This window comes from Pedobacter sp. 22226 (assembly GCF_052045455.1).
Classification (GTDB): Bacteria; Bacteroidota; Bacteroidia; order Sphingobacteriales; family Sphingobacteriaceae; genus Pedobacter; species Pedobacter jeongneungensis.
The window spans coordinates 120,842-137,955 of sequence record NZ_JBQEPB010000004.1; the positions used below are offsets into that span (position 1 = coordinate 120,842).

General features: G+C 40.3%; 13 protein-coding genes. 5 read left to right on the plus strand and 8 right to left on the minus strand.

Going from position 1 to position 17,114, the window contains the following annotated elements; translation table 11 throughout:
- Positions 1 to 3 precede the first annotated feature (3 nt).
- Positions 4 to 435 carry a MarR family winged helix-turn-helix transcriptional regulator gene (locus ACTJKC_RS10070; RefSeq protein WP_440791578.1) on the minus strand — a complete coding sequence of 144 codons (432 nt, stop codon included), beginning with the start codon at positions 433 to 435 and terminating at the stop codon, positions 4 to 6.
- A 98-nt stretch (positions 436 to 533) separates the two neighbouring features.
- Entirely contained in the window at positions 534 to 725 is a 192-nt protein-coding gene (locus ACTJKC_RS10075; protein WP_440791580.1) for a hypothetical protein, read from the minus strand.
- A 153-nt stretch (positions 726 to 878) separates the two neighbouring features.
- Here ACTJKC_RS10075 and ACTJKC_RS10080 point away from each other — a divergent pair, with 153 nt between their 5' ends.
- Both ACTJKC_RS10080 and ACTJKC_RS10085 read left to right on the plus strand, forming a co-directional pair.
- A complete protein-coding gene (locus ACTJKC_RS10080; protein WP_440791582.1) occupies positions 879 to 1,757 on the plus strand; it encodes an oxidoreductase in 879 nt (292 codons plus the stop codon).
- A gap of 551 nt (positions 1,758 to 2,308) precedes the next feature.
- Positions 2,309 to 3,112, plus strand: coding sequence for a helix-turn-helix domain-containing protein (locus tag ACTJKC_RS10085; RefSeq protein ID WP_440791584.1), 804 nt, complete (start codon positions 2,309 to 2,311; stop codon positions 3,110 to 3,112).
- A gap of 56 nt (positions 3,113 to 3,168) precedes the next feature.
- On the opposite strand, the gene ACTJKC_RS10090 is transcribed toward ACTJKC_RS10085, so the two are convergent.
- The 6 genes from ACTJKC_RS10090 to ACTJKC_RS10115 form a co-directional block, all read right to left on the minus strand.
- Positions 3,169 to 4,785 (minus strand): discoidin domain-containing protein, encoded by a 1,617-nt coding sequence (locus ACTJKC_RS10090; RefSeq protein WP_440791586.1) that lies wholly within the window; start codon positions 4,783 to 4,785, stop codon positions 3,169 to 3,171.
- A gap of 1,186 nt (positions 4,786 to 5,971) precedes the next feature.
- Positions 5,972 to 7,249 (minus strand): erythromycin esterase family protein, encoded by a 1,278-nt coding sequence (locus ACTJKC_RS10095; RefSeq protein ID WP_440791588.1) that lies wholly within the window; start codon positions 7,247 to 7,249, stop codon positions 5,972 to 5,974.
- A gap of 143 nt (positions 7,250 to 7,392) precedes the next feature.
- Entirely contained in the window at positions 7,393 to 7,617 is a 225-nt protein-coding gene (locus ACTJKC_RS10100; protein WP_010600649.1) for a CDGSH iron-sulfur domain-containing protein, read from the minus strand.
- Positions 7,618 to 7,695: 78 nt separating this feature from the next.
- On the minus strand, positions 7,696 to 8,388 hold the full coding sequence (locus ACTJKC_RS10105) for a GNAT family N-acetyltransferase (RefSeq protein WP_440791591.1): 693 nt from the start codon (positions 8,386 to 8,388) through the stop codon (positions 7,696 to 7,698).
- 64 nt (positions 8,389 to 8,452) lie between these two features.
- The gene (locus ACTJKC_RS10110; RefSeq protein WP_440791593.1) at positions 8,453 to 9,235 is read right to left on the minus strand and encodes an alpha/beta fold hydrolase; all 783 of its coding nucleotides are present in this window, start codon (positions 9,233 to 9,235) and stop codon (positions 8,453 to 8,455) included.
- Between the two features lie 92 nt (positions 9,236 to 9,327).
- Positions 9,328 to 10,584 (minus strand): ROK family protein, encoded by a 1,257-nt coding sequence (locus tag ACTJKC_RS10115; protein ID WP_440791595.1) that lies wholly within the window; start codon positions 10,582 to 10,584, stop codon positions 9,328 to 9,330.
- Positions 10,585 to 10,776: 192 nt separating this feature from the next.
- On the opposite strand from ACTJKC_RS10115, the gene ACTJKC_RS10120 reads away from it, so the two are divergent.
- The 3 genes from ACTJKC_RS10120 to ACTJKC_RS10130 are packed head-to-tail and all read left to right on the plus strand — an operon-like array spanning position 10,777 to position 17,018.
- The gene (locus ACTJKC_RS10120; RefSeq protein WP_440791597.1) at positions 10,777 to 12,060 is read left to right on the plus strand and encodes a Gfo/Idh/MocA family oxidoreductase; all 1,284 of its coding nucleotides are present in this window, start codon (positions 10,777 to 10,779) and stop codon (positions 12,058 to 12,060) included.
- A gap of 23 nt (positions 12,061 to 12,083) precedes the next feature.
- Positions 12,084 to 15,530 carry a family 16 glycoside hydrolase gene (locus ACTJKC_RS10125; RefSeq protein WP_440791599.1) on the plus strand — a complete coding sequence of 1,149 codons (3,447 nt, stop codon included), beginning with the start codon at positions 12,084 to 12,086 and terminating at the stop codon, positions 15,528 to 15,530.
- A 30-nt stretch (positions 15,531 to 15,560) separates the two neighbouring features.
- Positions 15,561 to 17,018 (plus strand): Gfo/Idh/MocA family protein, encoded by a 1,458-nt coding sequence (locus ACTJKC_RS10130; protein WP_440791601.1) that lies wholly within the window; start codon positions 15,561 to 15,563, stop codon positions 17,016 to 17,018.
- Positions 17,019 to 17,114 lie beyond the last annotated feature (96 nt).

Genomic DNA, 17,114 nt, shown 5'->3' on the forward strand with positions numbered 1-17,114 from the left:
AGCTTAATATTCTACCAGTTTGGTCAGCGGACCAATTGCTGCCTTTAAAATTTCCTGTTCCTGCGCATTGCATACCTCTGCAATAGCTTTGCTTAACCATTCATCACGCTCGTTACGTACCTGCCGGATCATTTCTTTTCCTAATGCTGAAATGGAAAGATATATTTTGCGCTTATCGGTATCAGAGGGGGTTTTATCAATCAATCCGAGGGAATTTAAATGGGTAATTACCTGTCCCATCGATTGCGGGGTTATTTTTTCAATCACAGCCAGCTCTGCAGCCAAAAGGCTTTGATTTTCTAAAGAAACCAATACAGCCCTTTCGGTTTGCGATAATGGGGTATCAATTGGAGAAAGCTTGCGCATTTTTCTAACCAGTCTGGTTAAAACCGGACGGAGCTGCGTGGCGATATCATGACTATTTTTTGCACTCATTTTTGTAAGTAAAACTTATAAGTTTACCTTACAAATATACGCCTCTTTATTTAAGAAATTATATTTTTTAAAAAATCGACACAGGATTTACAAATACATTACTTTTTCCAGCCCTTCTGCATCTTTTTATAAGCTTTTTTACTGATTTTCGATTTCTTTTTTGATCTCGATTTGCCTTTTTTCTTTCGGGCATTGATGTTGTTCACTAGCGAATTTTTAACGCCGAGCTTGTTTTTCTTGCCCTTCTTTTTACCCTTTTTCTTGTTGTCTTTTTTCTTTGCCTTTGCCATAATATATTAAACTGATTACCATAATTTAACATTACATCACCTAAAAAAGTTCCGATAAAAATTAATGAGCTTTTCAACAAAGTAAATTGAGCCTTTTAGCAAAGCTTTCCCATGCTGTTCAACCTATCTTTGATTTATAAAATGATAGAAAAAATGAAAAAAGTTTGGTTTATAACAGGCAGCTCCCGCGGACTGGGACGGAGCCTGACAGCACAGGTACTGGCAAAAGGCGATTTGGTTGCGGCAACAGCAAGAAATACCGAAGCTTTAAATGATTTTGTAGAAAAATATCCCGGTCAGGTTCTGCCGGTCACTTTAGATGTTACCGATTACGATCAGGTACATTTAGCAGTAGAAGCAGCGATAGAACATTTTGGTAAAATAGATGTATTGGTAAATAACGCCGGTTTTGGGATTATTGGAGCGGCAGAATCTTTTACAGCGGAACAGGTACGCAGTCAGCTGGAAACTAATTTATATGCACCCATCGAGATAACCCGCGCGGTATTGCCTTTTATGCGCAAGCAACGTTCGGGCAGGATTTTGCAGATCAGTTCGGTAGGTGGCCGTGTGGGTAATGCAGGGTTGAGCATTTACCAGGCCGCAAAATTTGGTTTAGGTGGTTTTACCGAAGCCCTGGCTAAAGAAGTAATAGATTTAGGTATTTATGTAACCAGTGTAGAACCAGGCGGTTTCCGTACCGATTGGGCTGGTGATTCGATGACATACGCGCCTGCCATAGAAGGATATGAAAATTCGGTTGAAAAGCGCTCTGATTTCTTTAAAAACGGCAATTTTGTACCAATGGGCGATCCGGAAAAGGCTGCAAAAGTAATGCTTGATCTGGTAGAAAGCCCTGAGCCACCTGTGCATTTGGTGTTGGGAAGCGAGGCTTTTGCTTTGCTCAAACAAGCTGATGCTGCAAGAACTGTCGAAATGGAAAAATGGATGGAAGTGAGTTTATCAACGGATGATGAGGAAGCGGAGAACTTTTTAGCCACTGATCTGGGTAAATCTTTTATAAAGAAGTAAGTTTTAGCCACGGAGGCGCAGATTGACACTGATTATTTATAGACTTGTTCTTTCACTCGTTTTGTCATCCTGAGCGAAGTCGAAGGATCTTTGCTCCAGTTAGATTGAGACTATTATATCGCCACGGAGGGGCAGATTGACACTGATTATTTATAGACTAATTTTTTCACTCGTTTTGTCATCCTGAGCGAAGTCGAAGGATCTTTGCTACAGTTAAGATTGCGACTATTATGTCGCCACGGAGACGCAGATTTGTATGTAGATAAATTTCTCTGTGTTTTCTGTGCCTCCGTGGCAATAATAAATATATTAACCACAGATAAAAAGGATGAACACAGATGACGTATTGCATGACTAAGATCTGTGTTTATCTGTGTGTACCTGTGGTAAAAAATAGTAAGCCAGGCAAGTGGGGTAACACATAGTAATATTAAGATCTGTGTTTCCCGCGCATCCGTGGGGATTATGAATAGCGCTAGTAGAAACTAATCTGTGTCCATCTGTGGTTAAAAAATACGTCAATCTGCTTAAAAACCTTAAATTTGATCAACATGCCAAATCAACTCAAACGTCCGGATATTATGTTTTCCTGTTATGCCCAAAAAAGCAGTGAGGGCGAACAATTTATTCCAAACCATTCTTTAGGACTGGTAATTGCAGGTACGTCAGAGATTTTTATCGGTGGAGAGAAATTTACCTTTTCGGATGGCGATTTCCGGTTTTTCAGGCGTAACCAGTTGGCCAGATATACCAAATATCCGCCTGCAGGTGGAGAATTTAAATCGATCAGCATCAACATCGGTCAGGAAATTCTGCAAAGCATTAGCAGCGAATATAACCTGCAGATGGAAAAGCCCAACCACGATCTTAAAGGTTTAGCGCTTGAAAATAACAGTTTGTTAAAAAATTATATTGATTCGCTATGGCCCTATCTCGACGGAAATAACGGATCTAATCAGGCTTTGGTCGATTTAAAAGTTAAAGAGGCGGTAATGATTTTACTGCAAACCAACCCGGTATTAAAAGATGTGCTTTTTGATTTCTCTGAACCAGGGAAAATTGACCTGGAAGCCTATATGAATGCCAATTATAAATTCAATGTAGATATTAACCGCTTTGCTTATTTAACCGGAAGGAGCTTAGCTACCTTTAAAAGAGATTTTAAGAAAATTTTTAACCTTTCTCCTAACCGCTGGTTACAGAAAAAACGGTTAAACGATGCCTATTACCTGATTACAGAGAAAGGCTGGAAATCGTCGGATGTGTACCTCGAAGTGGGTTTTAAAGATCTTTCGCATTTTTCTTTTGCTTTTAAAAAAGCTTTTGGTAAGGCGCCATCGCGGGTAGGTGTTTAAAAAAGAATCCCGCTTAAGCAGGATTCTTTTTAAGATCTAAAATCCAAATTTATATTTTAATATAATCCCAGCTCGGCAAGGGCGGCAAACTGAAGTCCGTCATATGCAGAATTGGCAATAATTTTAAAATACCTTAGCGATTTTGGCGTGCCAAAACTAAAATATTGTGCGCCGTTTGTATTTGCGGCCACATAATTATTTACCGAAGTAAAATTGGTGCCATCGGTACTGGTTAATACCTGAAAGTTTTTAACTGCCCTTGATAAGCCGCTGCGCTGGGTTAAACTTAATCCATTTGCTGTTTTTAGTGATCCAAGATCCACTACAATGGTATGCGGATAGCTGGTTGCAGAACTGCTCCACCTCGAATGCCAGTAAGTGGCAGCACTGCCATCAATTAATTTACTTGCCCTTCCGTTTACCGTGCCTTCGCCGCTGGTTTCTTCCGAGCTGAATGAGGCAATAGACCATCCGGTTTTACTCAGTTCGTTCTGCGTACTAAAAGTTAAAACAGGTACCCCGCCGGCGAAAGTGTAATTATAAACAGTTTCGGTTACGGTTCCATTTTCGTGAACCAGTTTTACCTTTAATTCGTAAGGAATACCGTCCGATTTGTATTGCAGGTCAGAAATTGGCATTTCAACATAAAAGCTATCCAGGCCGATTGATTTTGACTCCCAGGTAGTTGCATTATAATCATGATTTACCCCGGTACCTTCATTATTTACATTCGGATCGTTGTAATACACAATGCTGTTTACTTTTACATTGGCAGAATATTTTCCCGAAACAACAATTGCACCTTTGGTTGATGAATAACTGGCATGTATTTTATCAATAGATGCAGTAACCGCACCATAATAGGTTTTATTATCATTATTGAAAATCTGGTTCACATTTAAAATTGCGGCATCGGTAGCGGTTAAAAAGGTAGGCGATTTACCCAGCGTTCCGTTACCTGCCCACATTAAAGCCATGCCCAGTGTCGAATTTTCTGATACTTTCTGGCAATTGTGCGGTAAATTTAAACCGTGGCCCAGTTCGTGCATCATGCCACCAAACCATACGCTAAAACGGTTACCCTCTGTATCCGTTTTTCCCAGGTTTTTAATGTCCATACCTTCATAATCGAGTGCATAACACCATCTGCCTGTTCCATAAAACGGACCGCCGCTTGGTGTACCATCAGACTGGAAACTATATCTTGGAATAATAACCAAAGTATGGTCGCTGGTTTTTTCTGTAGGGTGGGCTGCAAAGTAAGCGTTGATCTCGCTGGCTACTGCACCGCTTCCGCCTGAATAAGGATAACTGCTTTTTGGTAAATTTCCCCGGATGAGGATAATTTTTACTAAACCGTTACTGGTATCAGGCAATAAACCAAAGGTTTTAGCGCCATAACCGTTCCGCTGCATTTCACCTTTGTACCAATTCTGGCCCCAAAGCATTAAATCGCCTAATCTTTTTCTAAAACCGGCAAGTGTATCCAGGTCGTTAGGTACAAAATAGATCAGGTTTAGGTTGTGTGTTTGTGTAATCAGATTAGGGTTTACCAGTGAGGATTTGTTCTTTAATGCCGGTGAAATTTCCTGGTTTTCTGCGATCTGGTTTTTCCGACAGGCTGTGCCTAATCCTGCAAGTAATATGCAGGCATAAAGGGTAATTTTTTTCATAGTTTTTTTAAGGTTAGGTTTTTTAAGGTTGATTAGGTATAAAGGGATTTTAGATTTCCGGGATATGCGAATTAACAAATTAACGGGTACGAAAAATGCGTTTATGTAGATTATGATACCATAAGTGATTGTGTTAGATTTATTTATTGTTAAATCAAGATAATCACAATTGAGAGGGAGTAGAGAAACAAACTCAGCGCAAACGTTTGATGATTTTTTTTGAAAATCGGAATGGAAAGTTTGAAAAACGGCTATTTCTATTGTTAAAGCAATTTTTGAGGATAAGTTTGACCTTAAATTTTAATCAATATCCTGAAAATGTGCAAAAGTTGGGCTGTACAGCTAAAAAGACAAACGTTTGTTCAGATTTTTACAAGCAAGTAGTGATCAGGAGATAAGTAGTTTTGGAAAAACCTTACAAACTTAAGCCCGATTGTACGGATGCCGTTTTTATCGGAATATTTTCTTTTTCGTAGAATTAAAAACGGCAGGAGGGGAAAGCGGGACTGCAGGCTGCCACAAAGAACCGGACTGCTCACTTCCAAAAAAGATAAAAGTTATTTTTTAGGAAAGCAGAACCACTGCTTATCGGTTACATCAGCCCTGCTTTCCTTACAGCTTTAATGTAGGTGCCTAATGCAAATAAACTGCGTCAGCTTTCATCCAATCAGGTTTATTTTGGTACGGTGGGTGCAGAACAGACCTTACAAACTTAAGCCCGATTGTATGGATGCCGTTTTATAGGAATATTTTCTTTTTCGTAGAATTAAAAACGGCAGGAGGGGAAAGCGGGACTGCAGGCTGCCACAAGGAACCGGACTGCTCACTTCCGAAAAAGAATGAATAGTTTATTTTCGATTGACTTTTACTGAGATATATTTTTGGTACATATTCCTATCATATTGCGAAGATTTGTTATGAGTGTATGTAACCAACTGCATTATAAGTAGTTATTGTCTGTGTATTGCCAGCCAATTCGCTGTTGTTTTTCAAGAATACCTATAATATGAACTTAAGGGCTGAGGATTTCCTATGTTCATTTGGTTTATTAAGTTACAAAATATTGGTTGTCAAATATTTGTTGGCTATTTTTATAACATTACACTAAGCTGAGGAAAATAAGTTTCCAATTTTTTACAAATCTTCGAGTTCTTTTATAATAAAAATATCGCGACTAATAAGCGTTTCATTTTTCTCTACTAGAACCACACGGATACATATCTCGAATGTAAAAAATACCATCGTAAACATCTGTCCATAAAGCAGAATTGGCGCTGTGTTCTACTCCTTTCATGAAAAAATATTCTTTTTTAATAGGATTTTCATTACGAAATTGCTTGAAGTCTATAAAGGCATATGGTATATTTTTAGGAATCCATGTTTCAAAACTATCATTAAATGGTGTTTGTACAACATTTTTTTTGTCGTTAGTAATCCTACCTGCATTCCCGGTTCTAGAATCAAACCCTAAAATATAAGTCTGTTCGTTAAGCAAACTATCCACGATAAAAAAATCTCCCATTGTTTTCATAATATTCCAGTTATTCCACTTATTCCAAGTTGAATTTTCAATTAATTCAGGGTGTTTAAGAATATGAGAATTAGCCGCCCAAACTATGATTTTCTCATTTGGAAATTTATATTTCAATAGCCATTTTAAATTTTCAGCCATTTGTTTATCCCGAATGTTCAAGAAATCGTTGTTTTTGCTCAAGAATGAAATCTCGCTTTCTGTATTTGCCTTTAAACTTTCAAGTAACATCCTTTCAAAAAACGCAGTATCTTTTGTCGTAAGCTCTAAGTCAATCTGTTTTAGTGCTTCGTTAAAGTTTATTTGTTTTTTAATATCATCATTATATTTTATTGAATCGAAAAAGGAAAGAAAATCTTTTTTATATTTTTCAGTGTGCGCATAATTAATCCTTTTTGTTTTTAGATAATTGTCGATAAAAATTTTTAAGGTCTCTAAACTATAAATTCCATGAATTTGACTATCGAAACCAGTTATCACAAGTGGCTTTTTGTCTTGATAAGTTTTTGCAATGTAATGGTAGAAAAGGTTATCACATTCTTTACATTTCGTCCAAACACCAAAAATATTTCCTAAAATAAAAGAGTCGATTTTTCCTTTTTGCTTTTCTAATTTATCCCACCCTTCATTTAAAGCAAAAAAATCACTTTCAAAAGCCAGAACATTAAACCCTTTCTGTTCATGAAGATACTTAATCAATCTTGTCTTTGCTAAAAAAGTTGGAGCATCACCATGATCTTGTTCACCCAACATCACAATCCTAGAATCACCAATTACTTTACCAAAAGTATATAAATCAGAAAAATCAGTTGAATCTGGCGAAACGGTTTTAATATCAATTCGATTTTCTGCGACATACTCCTTGATATCTTTTTGTGCACAGGCAGAAACTAAGATTAACGCAAATGCTAACAGTAATAGTTGTTTTAACATGTTCTTTCTTAAGTTATAATTCAATTGAATTACCATGATTTCGAGCGAAGTACAACATGTTCGAGACCCGGGTTCAACGAAGTTAAATCTACTTTGATAGATATCTCCATTTCACTGCGCTTCAGTCGAGATGATAATCGATTTTAAACTTTTTTAGGAGGAAGATCGAATGCAATGGCTTCATGCTCGAAATGGCCATTGTGTGCGCCATCGCAAAAAGGCTTATTTTTTGATAATCCGCAACGGCAGATTGAAAGGACTTCTCTGCCCTGTAAGCCATAAACGTTTCCGTTTCTATCTACAATTTCGAAATCGCCCTCAATTTTAACAGAGCCGTTATTGTTAATGGTAAGTTTTGTTTTAGACATGTTTTGTTTGTTATGCCGCAAAACTAAGCCATTAAAACCGCAATTTTTTTACTGATTTCTATTTAGAAACATTCTCTCTTATGCCTGAGAAGCCTCTTTTTTGATTACGTAGGCAATCATATCCGTTCTGATTTCGAAACCCAGTTTCTTGTAAAGTTTGATCGCGGCTTCATTGTCGTTGCGTACATGCAGAAAAGGAATTTCGTTACGAAGTAAAATCCGCCTGATCTGTTCCTGTAAGATTTTAAAGGAATAGCCTTTTCCCAAATGATCGGGGTGGGTACAAACCGCGCTTACCTCGCGGTAGGGACTGGGGAAAAAGCGGTGACCAGCCATAGAGGCCAGTTTCCCATCCACAAAGATGCCGGTATAATTGCTCAATTCTATAGTTTTGGAAAGGAAAGGGCCTGGTTTAGTTAATTCTACAAGTTCAATCATTTCGGCAACATGTTCAAGATCAAGATCTGTGAGTTCGGCTCCATCTGTATCAAAAACTTTTGTGCCCCGAAAAATGAACTGGAACATATTAATATGCGTCAATAATTTCCACTGTTGAGGAATTTCTACGGGTGTTTTTGCGAAAAAAACAAACAGGCTATCCGGCTCACTGATCTGATAAAGTGTATCTAAATTCTCCTGCGAATTATCTTTTAAGCCTGCAAAAGCCGTAATGTCTTCGGTGTAATATTTTACCGTTTCTACACCTTTTGCATGGTGAGCATGGCCGGATGATAAGGCATAATAAATCGGATTATCCAGTACGTGTTCCATGTCGCAAAGATATTAAAAGCTAAATCAGAGGGAGGTAAATTTTATACTGATCGACCCTAAATGCTTACTGATTCAAAAAAGTTTCTATCAAATGTGTGGTAATTTCGATGGTTTTATCAGTTACATCCGGGGCAATGCTCTCGCCAATCATCGTCCCGTGTACCCCGGGCAAAATCACAAGTTGCGAATCTGCAATCAATCCCGACATTTTTACCACATGTTCAGGCCTGATCACATCCCGGTCGGCTACCATTAACAAGGCTTTACATTTAATTCCACGAAGATCATCATCGCTGAGATCCGTAAAATCAAGCATCCGTTGTTTGTCTTTTTCGAACATATTCTGCAGCGCTTTTTGATCCGGATTTACAGCTAAGAACGCGGTTTTAAGTCCGGCAGGCATGTGGTCGATAGTGGCATCTCCGAAACCATTGTAAAAACCTTCAATTAAACCTTCCCGTTGATAGTTGCCCGAAACCACGATGATTTTATTTACCACATCAGGATAATGGACCGCAATATGCAACGTGGTAGTGCCCCCGTTGCTAAAGCCTAAAAAATTGGCCTTTGCTATTTTGAGCTGACTTAATAAAGTTGTAACATCTTTTGCATCCTGCGTAAAAGATTCGGGTTGGTCGCGGTCGCTTGTCCGTCCATGAGCCTGAAGTTCAACTGCGATAACCTTGCCGTATTTTATTAAAAACGGAATCAGTTTCCCGAATGAAGATTGAATGGTAGAGCCGCCACCATGTATCAGTACAAGCGGGATTTCGCCTTCACCATAATCCTCATAATACATGTTAATGCCATTTACCTGCTCGTGCCCGGCTTTTTGATAAGTTTCCATTGGTTTTGATTTTAAATTTGCTAACAAAGCTAAGCAGGCCTGATGAAAATAATGGACTCACAGCAGACAATATTAGGGTGTTTTGAGCCATTTTATACTTTATTTTTTAGCTTTTTGGTTCTGCTGGTATAGGCTTCCAGAAATTGATCAATGCCAGATGCCGTATAACCCAATAACCTCGAATTTTCGCCAAGTTCAGAAGACGCGATGGTTGTTTTTTCCCTGATCTGCGTCATACAGTACATATTAATGGCCTGTTGCATCGGTAAAGTTATATATTGCTTTGCTTCGGCAATTTTACCACTTAAAACAATCAGTTCAGGATTAAACAGTTGAATTAACATCGATATCCCTTTACCCATATAGGTGCCCACATTAGATAATAGCTGGATGGCATACTGATCACCCTTGTTTGCGGCCTTAATAATTACGGCGGGTTCTATCCTTTCTAATTCTTCTTTGGTAAGCTGGTTAAGCATAGAATTTTTGCCCGATAAAATACCTTCTTTAGCCATTTCTGATAGGGCATTTCCTGAGGCAACGGTCTCCAGGCAGCCATGTTTGCCACAGTAGCACAATACCCCATTTTCAACAAAAGGAATATGTCCTAATTCTCCCGAAAAACCACAGTTGCCCTGCCGCAGTTTACCATCCATAATAATGCCCAGGCCAACGCCCCAGTCCATTAACAGTACCAGTACATTTTGCTTGCCCCTGGCCATTCCGTGGGTAAATTCGGCCATAGATGAACCATTTACATCGTTCTGGATCACCACAGGTAAATCCAGCATTTCTTCAAAAGCAGCAGTTAAAGAAATATTCTCTCCATCATTTAAAAAGTAGCTGTAATTTTCCCCTTTTTTGGCGTCAATTAAACCGGGCATGCCTACACTACAGCCAATTAACTGCTTGTTGTTAATCCCCGAAGACTTTAAGAAATCCTGTAGCGCTGTATTTAAAATAGAGAAAAAATCAGTCCGGCTTTTCGAAATGGGGAGCAGAAAGGTTTCAACTTCCGATATAAAGTTATAATTGTTATCTATAACGGCAATTTTAGTATGGAATAACTCAATATCAATACATAAAATGAGGATTTTTTTGTCTTTTAAACGATAAAGGTCGGGTTTTCGTCCACCAATAGATTGGCCATAGCCTTTCTTTTCTATCCAATCCTCATCTATCAGCGCTGTTAACAATTTCAGTATGCTGGGGGTACTCATATCCATCATTTCGCAAATGGTAGAAACCGAAGCATTACCTAAATTAAAAAGATGTTTTATGAGCTTGTGCTTGTGAATAGCCTGCTTATCGTTAGTATTTGATAAGTGATTTAATAGATTAAGATTCATTTGGTTAGATATACTGTTTTGATAAATATAGATAACTTCTGTTAAAAATTTATTAAAGTTTTTCTAATGCGTAAAGAAATCATTGATGTTTTGCCAATACAGTTATTTCTTACTAATATTAAACTACAGATATGCTTTGAACCGCACGGATTAACCACCTGTAAAAGCTTGTTTTTAAACATCCTAACCAAAATGAAAACTAAAGAACCACAAAAACAGCCTAACTCCAGGCGCGATTTTATTAAAAAAACAGCAATTGGCCTTGTTACATTTACTATTGTTCCACGTTATGTAATGGGCGGACAGGGCTATCTCGCCCCAAGCGATAAACTAACCAAAGCTGTAATTGGCGTTGGCGGAATGGGAAGAGGACATTTCGAATATGAAGGCACACAGGTAGTAGCCATTTGCGATGTAGACCAGAATCACCTTAAACAGGCCGCAGCCATGTTAGATAAAGGGGTAAAAACGTTTAGCGATTACCGGGAACTGATCCGGTTACCCGAAGTAGATATTGTGCACATTGCCACCCCGCCACACTGGCACGGTATTATGGCCGTAGATGCTGCAAATGCAGGCAAAGATATCTGGTGCGAAAAGCCTATGACACACACCATTGGCGAAGGAAAAAGGGTGGTAGAGGCCGTAAAGCAAAACGGAAGGATGTTCAGGTTAAATACCTGGTTCAGGTTTAAGGATACTTTTTACGGGATGGGCACTACCGTAAAACCGATTAAAAAACTGGTTGATAGCGGTATGCTTGGCTGGCCGCTAAAAGTAACTGTAAGCAAACATACCGGTTACGACTGGAAATTTTATTGGGTGGGTAAAGATCATTTAGAGCCTCAGCCTGTGCCGCCAGAACTGGATTATAATGCATGGTTAGGCCCTGCGCCTTATAAACCTTATAACGCGCACCGCGTACACCAGACTTTCAGGGGTTATTGGGATTATGATGGTGGCGGATTAAGCGATATGGGGCAGCATTATATCGATCCGATTCAATATTTCTTGGGGAAAGACGATACCAACCCGGTTTCAGTTGAAGTGGATGCGCCACAGCAACATACCGATGCCGTTGGCATTTGGCGCCGGATTACCTATACTTATGCCGACGGCTGCCAGATTATATTGGATGGAGAAGGTAAAGATGCCAACGTACCTTATATAGAAGGGCCAAAGGGCAAGTTGTATCCCGGTTTTAAATCCGATATTCCAGATCTGGAACGTAAACTCGCCCAGTTCCCCGATCCTGATCCTGAAATTGTTGAGTTTTCAGAATCCGTAAGAACGAGGAAGAAATTTGCCCTGAATGAAGAAAACGGGCACCGTTCATGTAACATCGTGAATATCGGTTTAGCTGCTCTAAGGTTAGGCAGGTCGTTAAAATTCGATCCGGTTAAGCAAGAGTTTATTGATGATGAGGCAGCAAACAGGTTGATTAATCCCGTAATGCGTGCACCATTTTCCATTTAAAACCTCCCTTCATAAAAATCATCATGGATAAAAAAATAATATTGGCGCTGTTGGCTATTGTAATGCTTTCGAATGCATTATTTACTTCAACTGTTTTTGCCCAGGATAAAAAAGACGAAAGGACTACAACCACACGCATTGCTGATTTATTGGCGCAGCTACCTGCCCGTGATGCTGCTCAGTTAACGCGCAATATGAAAGAAGTTGCCGATCTGGGTGAAGATGGATACGCAACTTTAATCAGCGGTTTAACCTCCTCAGGAAAAGGAAATAACGCTTTAATTGAATATGCCGTAGGTGGTTTTACCGCTTTTGCAACTAAAAAAGATCAGCAGTCGGCAAGAGATATGGCTATTAAAGCTTATTGCAAAGCTTTGCCTAAATTAACTGATCAACAAAATAAAGCTTTTGTAATTAGTCAGTTCGATCTGGTGGGGAATGATGCTGCCGTAAGCTGTTTAGAAAGTTACCTTACCGATGAACAACTGGCCGATGAGGCATCAAGGGCACTAGCTAAAATAGGAACACCAGCCGCTGTAAAAGCATTAATTAGCGGATTGGGTAAAGCAAATGGCAAAGCGAAAATTGCCATTGTAGAAGCCTTGGGGCACAGCAACACCAAAGCCGCGGCTACTGTTATTGCACCGCTGGCAACAGGTACCGATAAAGAGTTAACTAAGGTAAGTTTATATGCCCTTGCCAACATCGGCGATGCTTCATCTAAGGAAATTTTATTAAAAGCCGCTGAACAGGCAGGTTATAAATATGACCAAACCAACGCTGTAGCCGCATTATTGGTTTATGCGCAAAAAAATGCAACGAATGATAAAACTGGGGTGGAAAGCATAGCCAAAACAATCTTACAAAAAGCAACAGCGGCTGATCAGGTAAATGAGCGTATTGCAGCTTTAAAATTACTTGCCGGAACCCAAACTGATCAGCAGGTTCTGTTATCGGCTATGGACGATCAGCAATTTGAGTACCGTGCGGCTGCGGTTAAATTTGCAGCTGCTGGTGTAAATGATGGCAATGGTGCTGCCTGGGTTAATCAATTGAAAAAGGTTGATGCACCAACACAGGTGGCTATTTTAGATATGCTGGCCAATAGTAAAGCAAAATCCGTACTGCCTGAAGTATTAAAACTGATTAAAAGTGATGATCAACAGGTAAAACTGGCAGCCATTAACGCGGCCGTAAAACTTGGTGAGGAGGCGGTGTTAGATGACTTGCTAAAATTAATGGCCAAGGGCGATACTTCGGATATTACTGCTATTTCAAATGGAATTTTGAGAATTAAGGGAGAAACCGTTGCTACAAAAGTGGCGGCTTATATTCCAAAAGCCAAGCCTGACGTACAGGTAGCCTTAATCAATATTTTGGCAGCCCGTGCAGCAACAAATCAGACCGCAGTTATTTATGATTCATTAAACAGTAAAAACCCGGAAGTAAGGAAAGCGGCATTTCTTTCTCTAAAAAGTATTTCTACATCAGAAAATAAGGCACAACTGTTCGATCTTTTAAACAAAACAACTGATCAAAACGAACTGATTGCCATTCAGGATGCCATCATTGCATCGGTAAAAGGAATTACAGATAAAGACGCGCAAACGGATGCCATCTTACAGCAAATGAACAATACCGATGCCGGTAAAAAAATATTGTATTATAAGGTTTTGGGGAGCCTGGGCGGACCAAAATCGCTTAAAGCCGTTTCTGATGCTTATGCTGCTGGCGATGATGCAATAAAGAAAGCCGCAATAGAGGCCCTTTCATCATGGGCAGATGCAAGCTCAACCGATGCACTGATCAGCATTGCACGCACCACAACCAACCCGGATTTTTTAAACCAAGCCATTTCCGGGTATCTTGGGCTGGTAAGAAAAAACAGCTACCCGGCAGAGCAGCGTTTGTTATTGTTGCGTGCTGCAATGGCTGTGGCTAAAACCCCGGCACAACAACAGCAGATTATTAAAGATACCGAACAGGCCAAATGCTTCAATGCAATTGTTTTCGCGGGTCAGTATTTAGATAATGCGGCTTTACAACAGGCAGCGGCAAATGCGGTAATGAATATCACCATGGCCGGAACCTATAATGGCGATATTGTAAAAGATTTATTGAACAAAACCATTGCAGTAATTACCGGTGGCGATGCCGGTTATCAAAAAGAAGGCATGCGCAAGTACATTTCAGAAATGAAACCCGGCGAAGGCTTCGTAAAAGTGTTTAACGGTAGAGATTTATCTGGCTGGAAAGGTTTGGTTGCCGATCCGATTAAAAGATCAAAAATGGATGCCAAAACCCTGGCTGATGCACAGGTAAAAGCTGACGAAGAAGCACAGGAAAGCTGGAAAGTGTTAAATGGAGAGTTACAGTTCCAAAGCCATGGAAATAACCTGGCAACGGTTAAAAAATACGGTGATTTTGAAATGCTGGTAGACTGGAAAATCATCGACGATAAAAAAGGGGAAGGCGACGCCGGTATTTATCTGCGCGGTACACCACAGGTGCAAATCTGGGATCTTGCCCGTACAAAAGTGGGGGCACAGGTAGGTTCGGGTGGTTTATACAACAACCAAACCAACGAAAGCAAACCCTTAAAAGTAGCCGATAATAAATTAGATGAATGGAATACCTTCAGGATTTTAATGAAAGGCGATCGCGTTACCGTTTACCTGAACGGACAATTGGTGACCGATAACGTAATTTTAGAAAATTACTGGGACAGAAGCCTGCCAATTTTTGCCGAAGAACAGATCGAATTACAGGCACACGGATCGCCAGTGGCTTACCGCGATATTTACATCAAAGAAATCCCTCGTCCGAAACCTTTCGAGCTCAGCGCTCAGGAAAAAAAAGAAGGGTATAAAATTCTTTTCGACGGGACCAACATGCACAGCTGGACGGGCAATACTACTGATTATGTGATTGAAGATGGTAACATCGCCATCCGTCCAAAGCCAGGCAAAGGATCGGGTGGTAACTTATTCACGAAAGAAGAATTCAGCGATTTTATTTATCGTTTCGAGTTTCAGTTAACCCCGGGCGCCAATAACGGACTGGGCATCAGGGCACCGTTAGAGGGCGATGCGGCTTATGCAGGCATGGAATTACAGATTTTAGATAATGATGCACCGATTTATAAAGACCTAAAAGTGTACCAATACCATGGCTCTGTTTATGGCACTATCCCGGCCAAAAGAGGCTTTTTGAAACCTACCGGAGAGTGGAATTACGAAGAAGTAATTGCCAAAGGATCGAAAATTAAAGTCATCCTGAACGGTACCGTAATTTTAGATGGCGATATCGAACCTTTCAAAAAAGGCGGCACGCCTGATCACCAGGAACACCCGGGTTTATCGCGGGAGAGCGGTCATATCGGTTTTCTTGGGCATGGCTCACCTGTTCAGTTCCGCAACATCAGGATCAAAGACCTCAGCAAAAAAGAAACAACTACTAAAAAGAAATAAATTAAATTAGCATTATAACCTGAAATAATAATGGAAGATAAGGCAAATCCGGATACCGGAAATTCGAGACGGAACTTTATAAAAACAACGGCCCTTGCTGCGGCCGGATTTATGATCGTACCCCGCCATGTGCTGGGTGGGCCGGGTTTTCTGGCACCGAGCGATCGTTTGCAGCTGGCGGGCATTGGTGCAGGCGGAAAAGGTGAAGGCGATATTGCCAGCATTGTGAGGGGTGGGAAAACAGATGTCGCTTTTCTATGCGATGTGGATGATAGACGAGCTGCCAACTCTCTGAAAAACTTCCCGAAGGCAAAATATTATAAAGATTACCGCGAGTTATTGGATAAAGAAAGCAAAAAAATTGATGCTGTAACCGTATCCACGCCCGATCATACCCACGCACAAATTGCCATGGCTGCCATGCAGCTGGGAAAACATGTGTACGTGCAGAAACCATTAACGCACGATATTTACGAGGCCAGGATGTTAACTGAAGCTGCAAACCGTTATAAAGTGGTTACGCAAATGGGCAATCAGGGCGCTTCTGGCGATGGTGTAAGGAGACTGCAGGAATGGTACGATGCTGGCCGGATTGGTAAAGTACATACCGTTTACTGCTGGACTAACAGGCCGGTATGGCCGCAGGGAATTTCCTGGCCAACAGCAAAAGAGGCAGTGCCGAAAGAACTCGATTGGAACCTTTGGCTGGGCAGCGCTCCCTATAAAGATTACATCAATAAACTTGTTCCCTTTAACTGGCGCGGCTGGTGGGATTATGGTACAGGTGCCATTGGCGATATGGGCTGCCATTTGGTAGAGCCACCATTCAGGGTATTGGGATTAGATACGCCAATCAGTGTAGAATGCAGCGTGGGCAGTGTATATGTAGATGAATTCAAACGTGCCTATTTACCAGAAAGTTGTCCGCCATCAAGTCACGTCATCATGACTTTTGCCAAAACACCCAAAACCAAGCACGAAGTACAGGTACATTGGATGGATGGAGGGATTAAACCCGAACGGCCAGAAGAACTGGGCGCAAACGAAAGTTTTGGTGATAACGGGGTGTTGTTTATTGGCACAAAAGGCAAAATGATCTGCGAAACTTATGGTAAAAATCCAAGGTTACTGCCTTTATCACGCAACGAATCGGATAAAACCAAAATTACCATTCCGAGGATTGTCAATCAGGAAGAAGGCCATTATACCCAGTTTGCCGAAGCCGCAATTGCCGGTTATGGAAAAATGCAGCTCAGCTCGCCATTTGAAATTGCTGGTCCGCTTACTGAAACTTTGCTCATTGCCAACTTAGCTATCCGCGGAACCGATGTGCAGCGCAAAGATGCAGCAGGCAAAATCAGTTATCCGGGCAGGGACATTAAAATGTTATGGGATAAGGTAAACATGAAGGTAACTAATTTTGATGAAGTAAATCAGTTTGTGAAACGCGAATACCGCAAAGGCTGGACTTTGGGGGGTAAGGAATGAATTTTAAATGATTGATTAGTAGGGCAGTCCAAAATTCAACCTTAAAACTTTTCAACCTTACAACTTTTTTTTAAAAAAAAACTTTCCAGCTTTTAA

Excerpts from the sequence above, each read along its gene's own strand:
- ACTJKC_RS10120 (WP_440791597.1), top strand. The coding sequence starts at position 10,777 with ATGAAAACTAAAGAACCACAAAAACAGCCTAACTCCAGGCGCGATTTT.
- ACTJKC_RS10125 (WP_440791599.1), top strand. The coding sequence starts at position 12,084 with ATGGATAAAAAAATAATATTGGCGCTGTTGGCTATTGTAATGCTTTCG.
- ACTJKC_RS10070 (WP_440791578.1), bottom strand. The coding sequence starts at position 435 with ATGAGTGCAAAAAATAGTCATGATATCGCCACGCAGCTCCGTCCGGTT.
- ACTJKC_RS10095 (WP_440791588.1), bottom strand. The coding sequence starts at position 7,249 with ATGTTAAAACAACTATTACTGTTAGCATTTGCGTTAATCTTAGTTTCT.
- ACTJKC_RS10115 (WP_440791595.1), bottom strand. The coding sequence starts at position 10,584 with ATGAATCTTAATCTATTAAATCACTTATCAAATACTAACGATAAGCAG.
- ACTJKC_RS10085 (WP_440791584.1), top strand. The coding sequence starts at position 2,309 with ATGCCAAATCAACTCAAACGTCCGGATATTATGTTTTCCTGTTATGCC.
- ACTJKC_RS10105 (WP_440791591.1), bottom strand. The coding sequence starts at position 8,388 with ATGGAACACGTACTGGATAATCCGATTTATTATGCCTTATCATCCGGC.
- ACTJKC_RS10130 (WP_440791601.1), top strand. The coding sequence starts at position 15,561 with ATGGAAGATAAGGCAAATCCGGATACCGGAAATTCGAGACGGAACTTT.
- ACTJKC_RS10110 (WP_440791593.1), bottom strand. The coding sequence starts at position 9,235 with ATGGAAACTTATCAAAAAGCCGGGCACGAGCAGGTAAATGGCATTAAC.
- ACTJKC_RS10090 (WP_440791586.1), bottom strand. The coding sequence starts at position 4,785 with ATGAAAAAAATTACCCTTTATGCCTGCATATTACTTGCAGGATTAGGC.
- ACTJKC_RS10080 (WP_440791582.1), top strand. The coding sequence starts at position 879 with ATGAAAAAAGTTTGGTTTATAACAGGCAGCTCCCGCGGACTGGGACGG.
- ACTJKC_RS10075 (WP_440791580.1), bottom strand. The coding sequence starts at position 725 with ATGGCAAAGGCAAAGAAAAAAGACAACAAGAAAAAGGGTAAAAAGAAG.
- ACTJKC_RS10100 (WP_010600649.1), bottom strand. The coding sequence starts at position 7,617 with ATGTCTAAAACAAAACTTACCATTAACAATAACGGCTCTGTTAAAATT.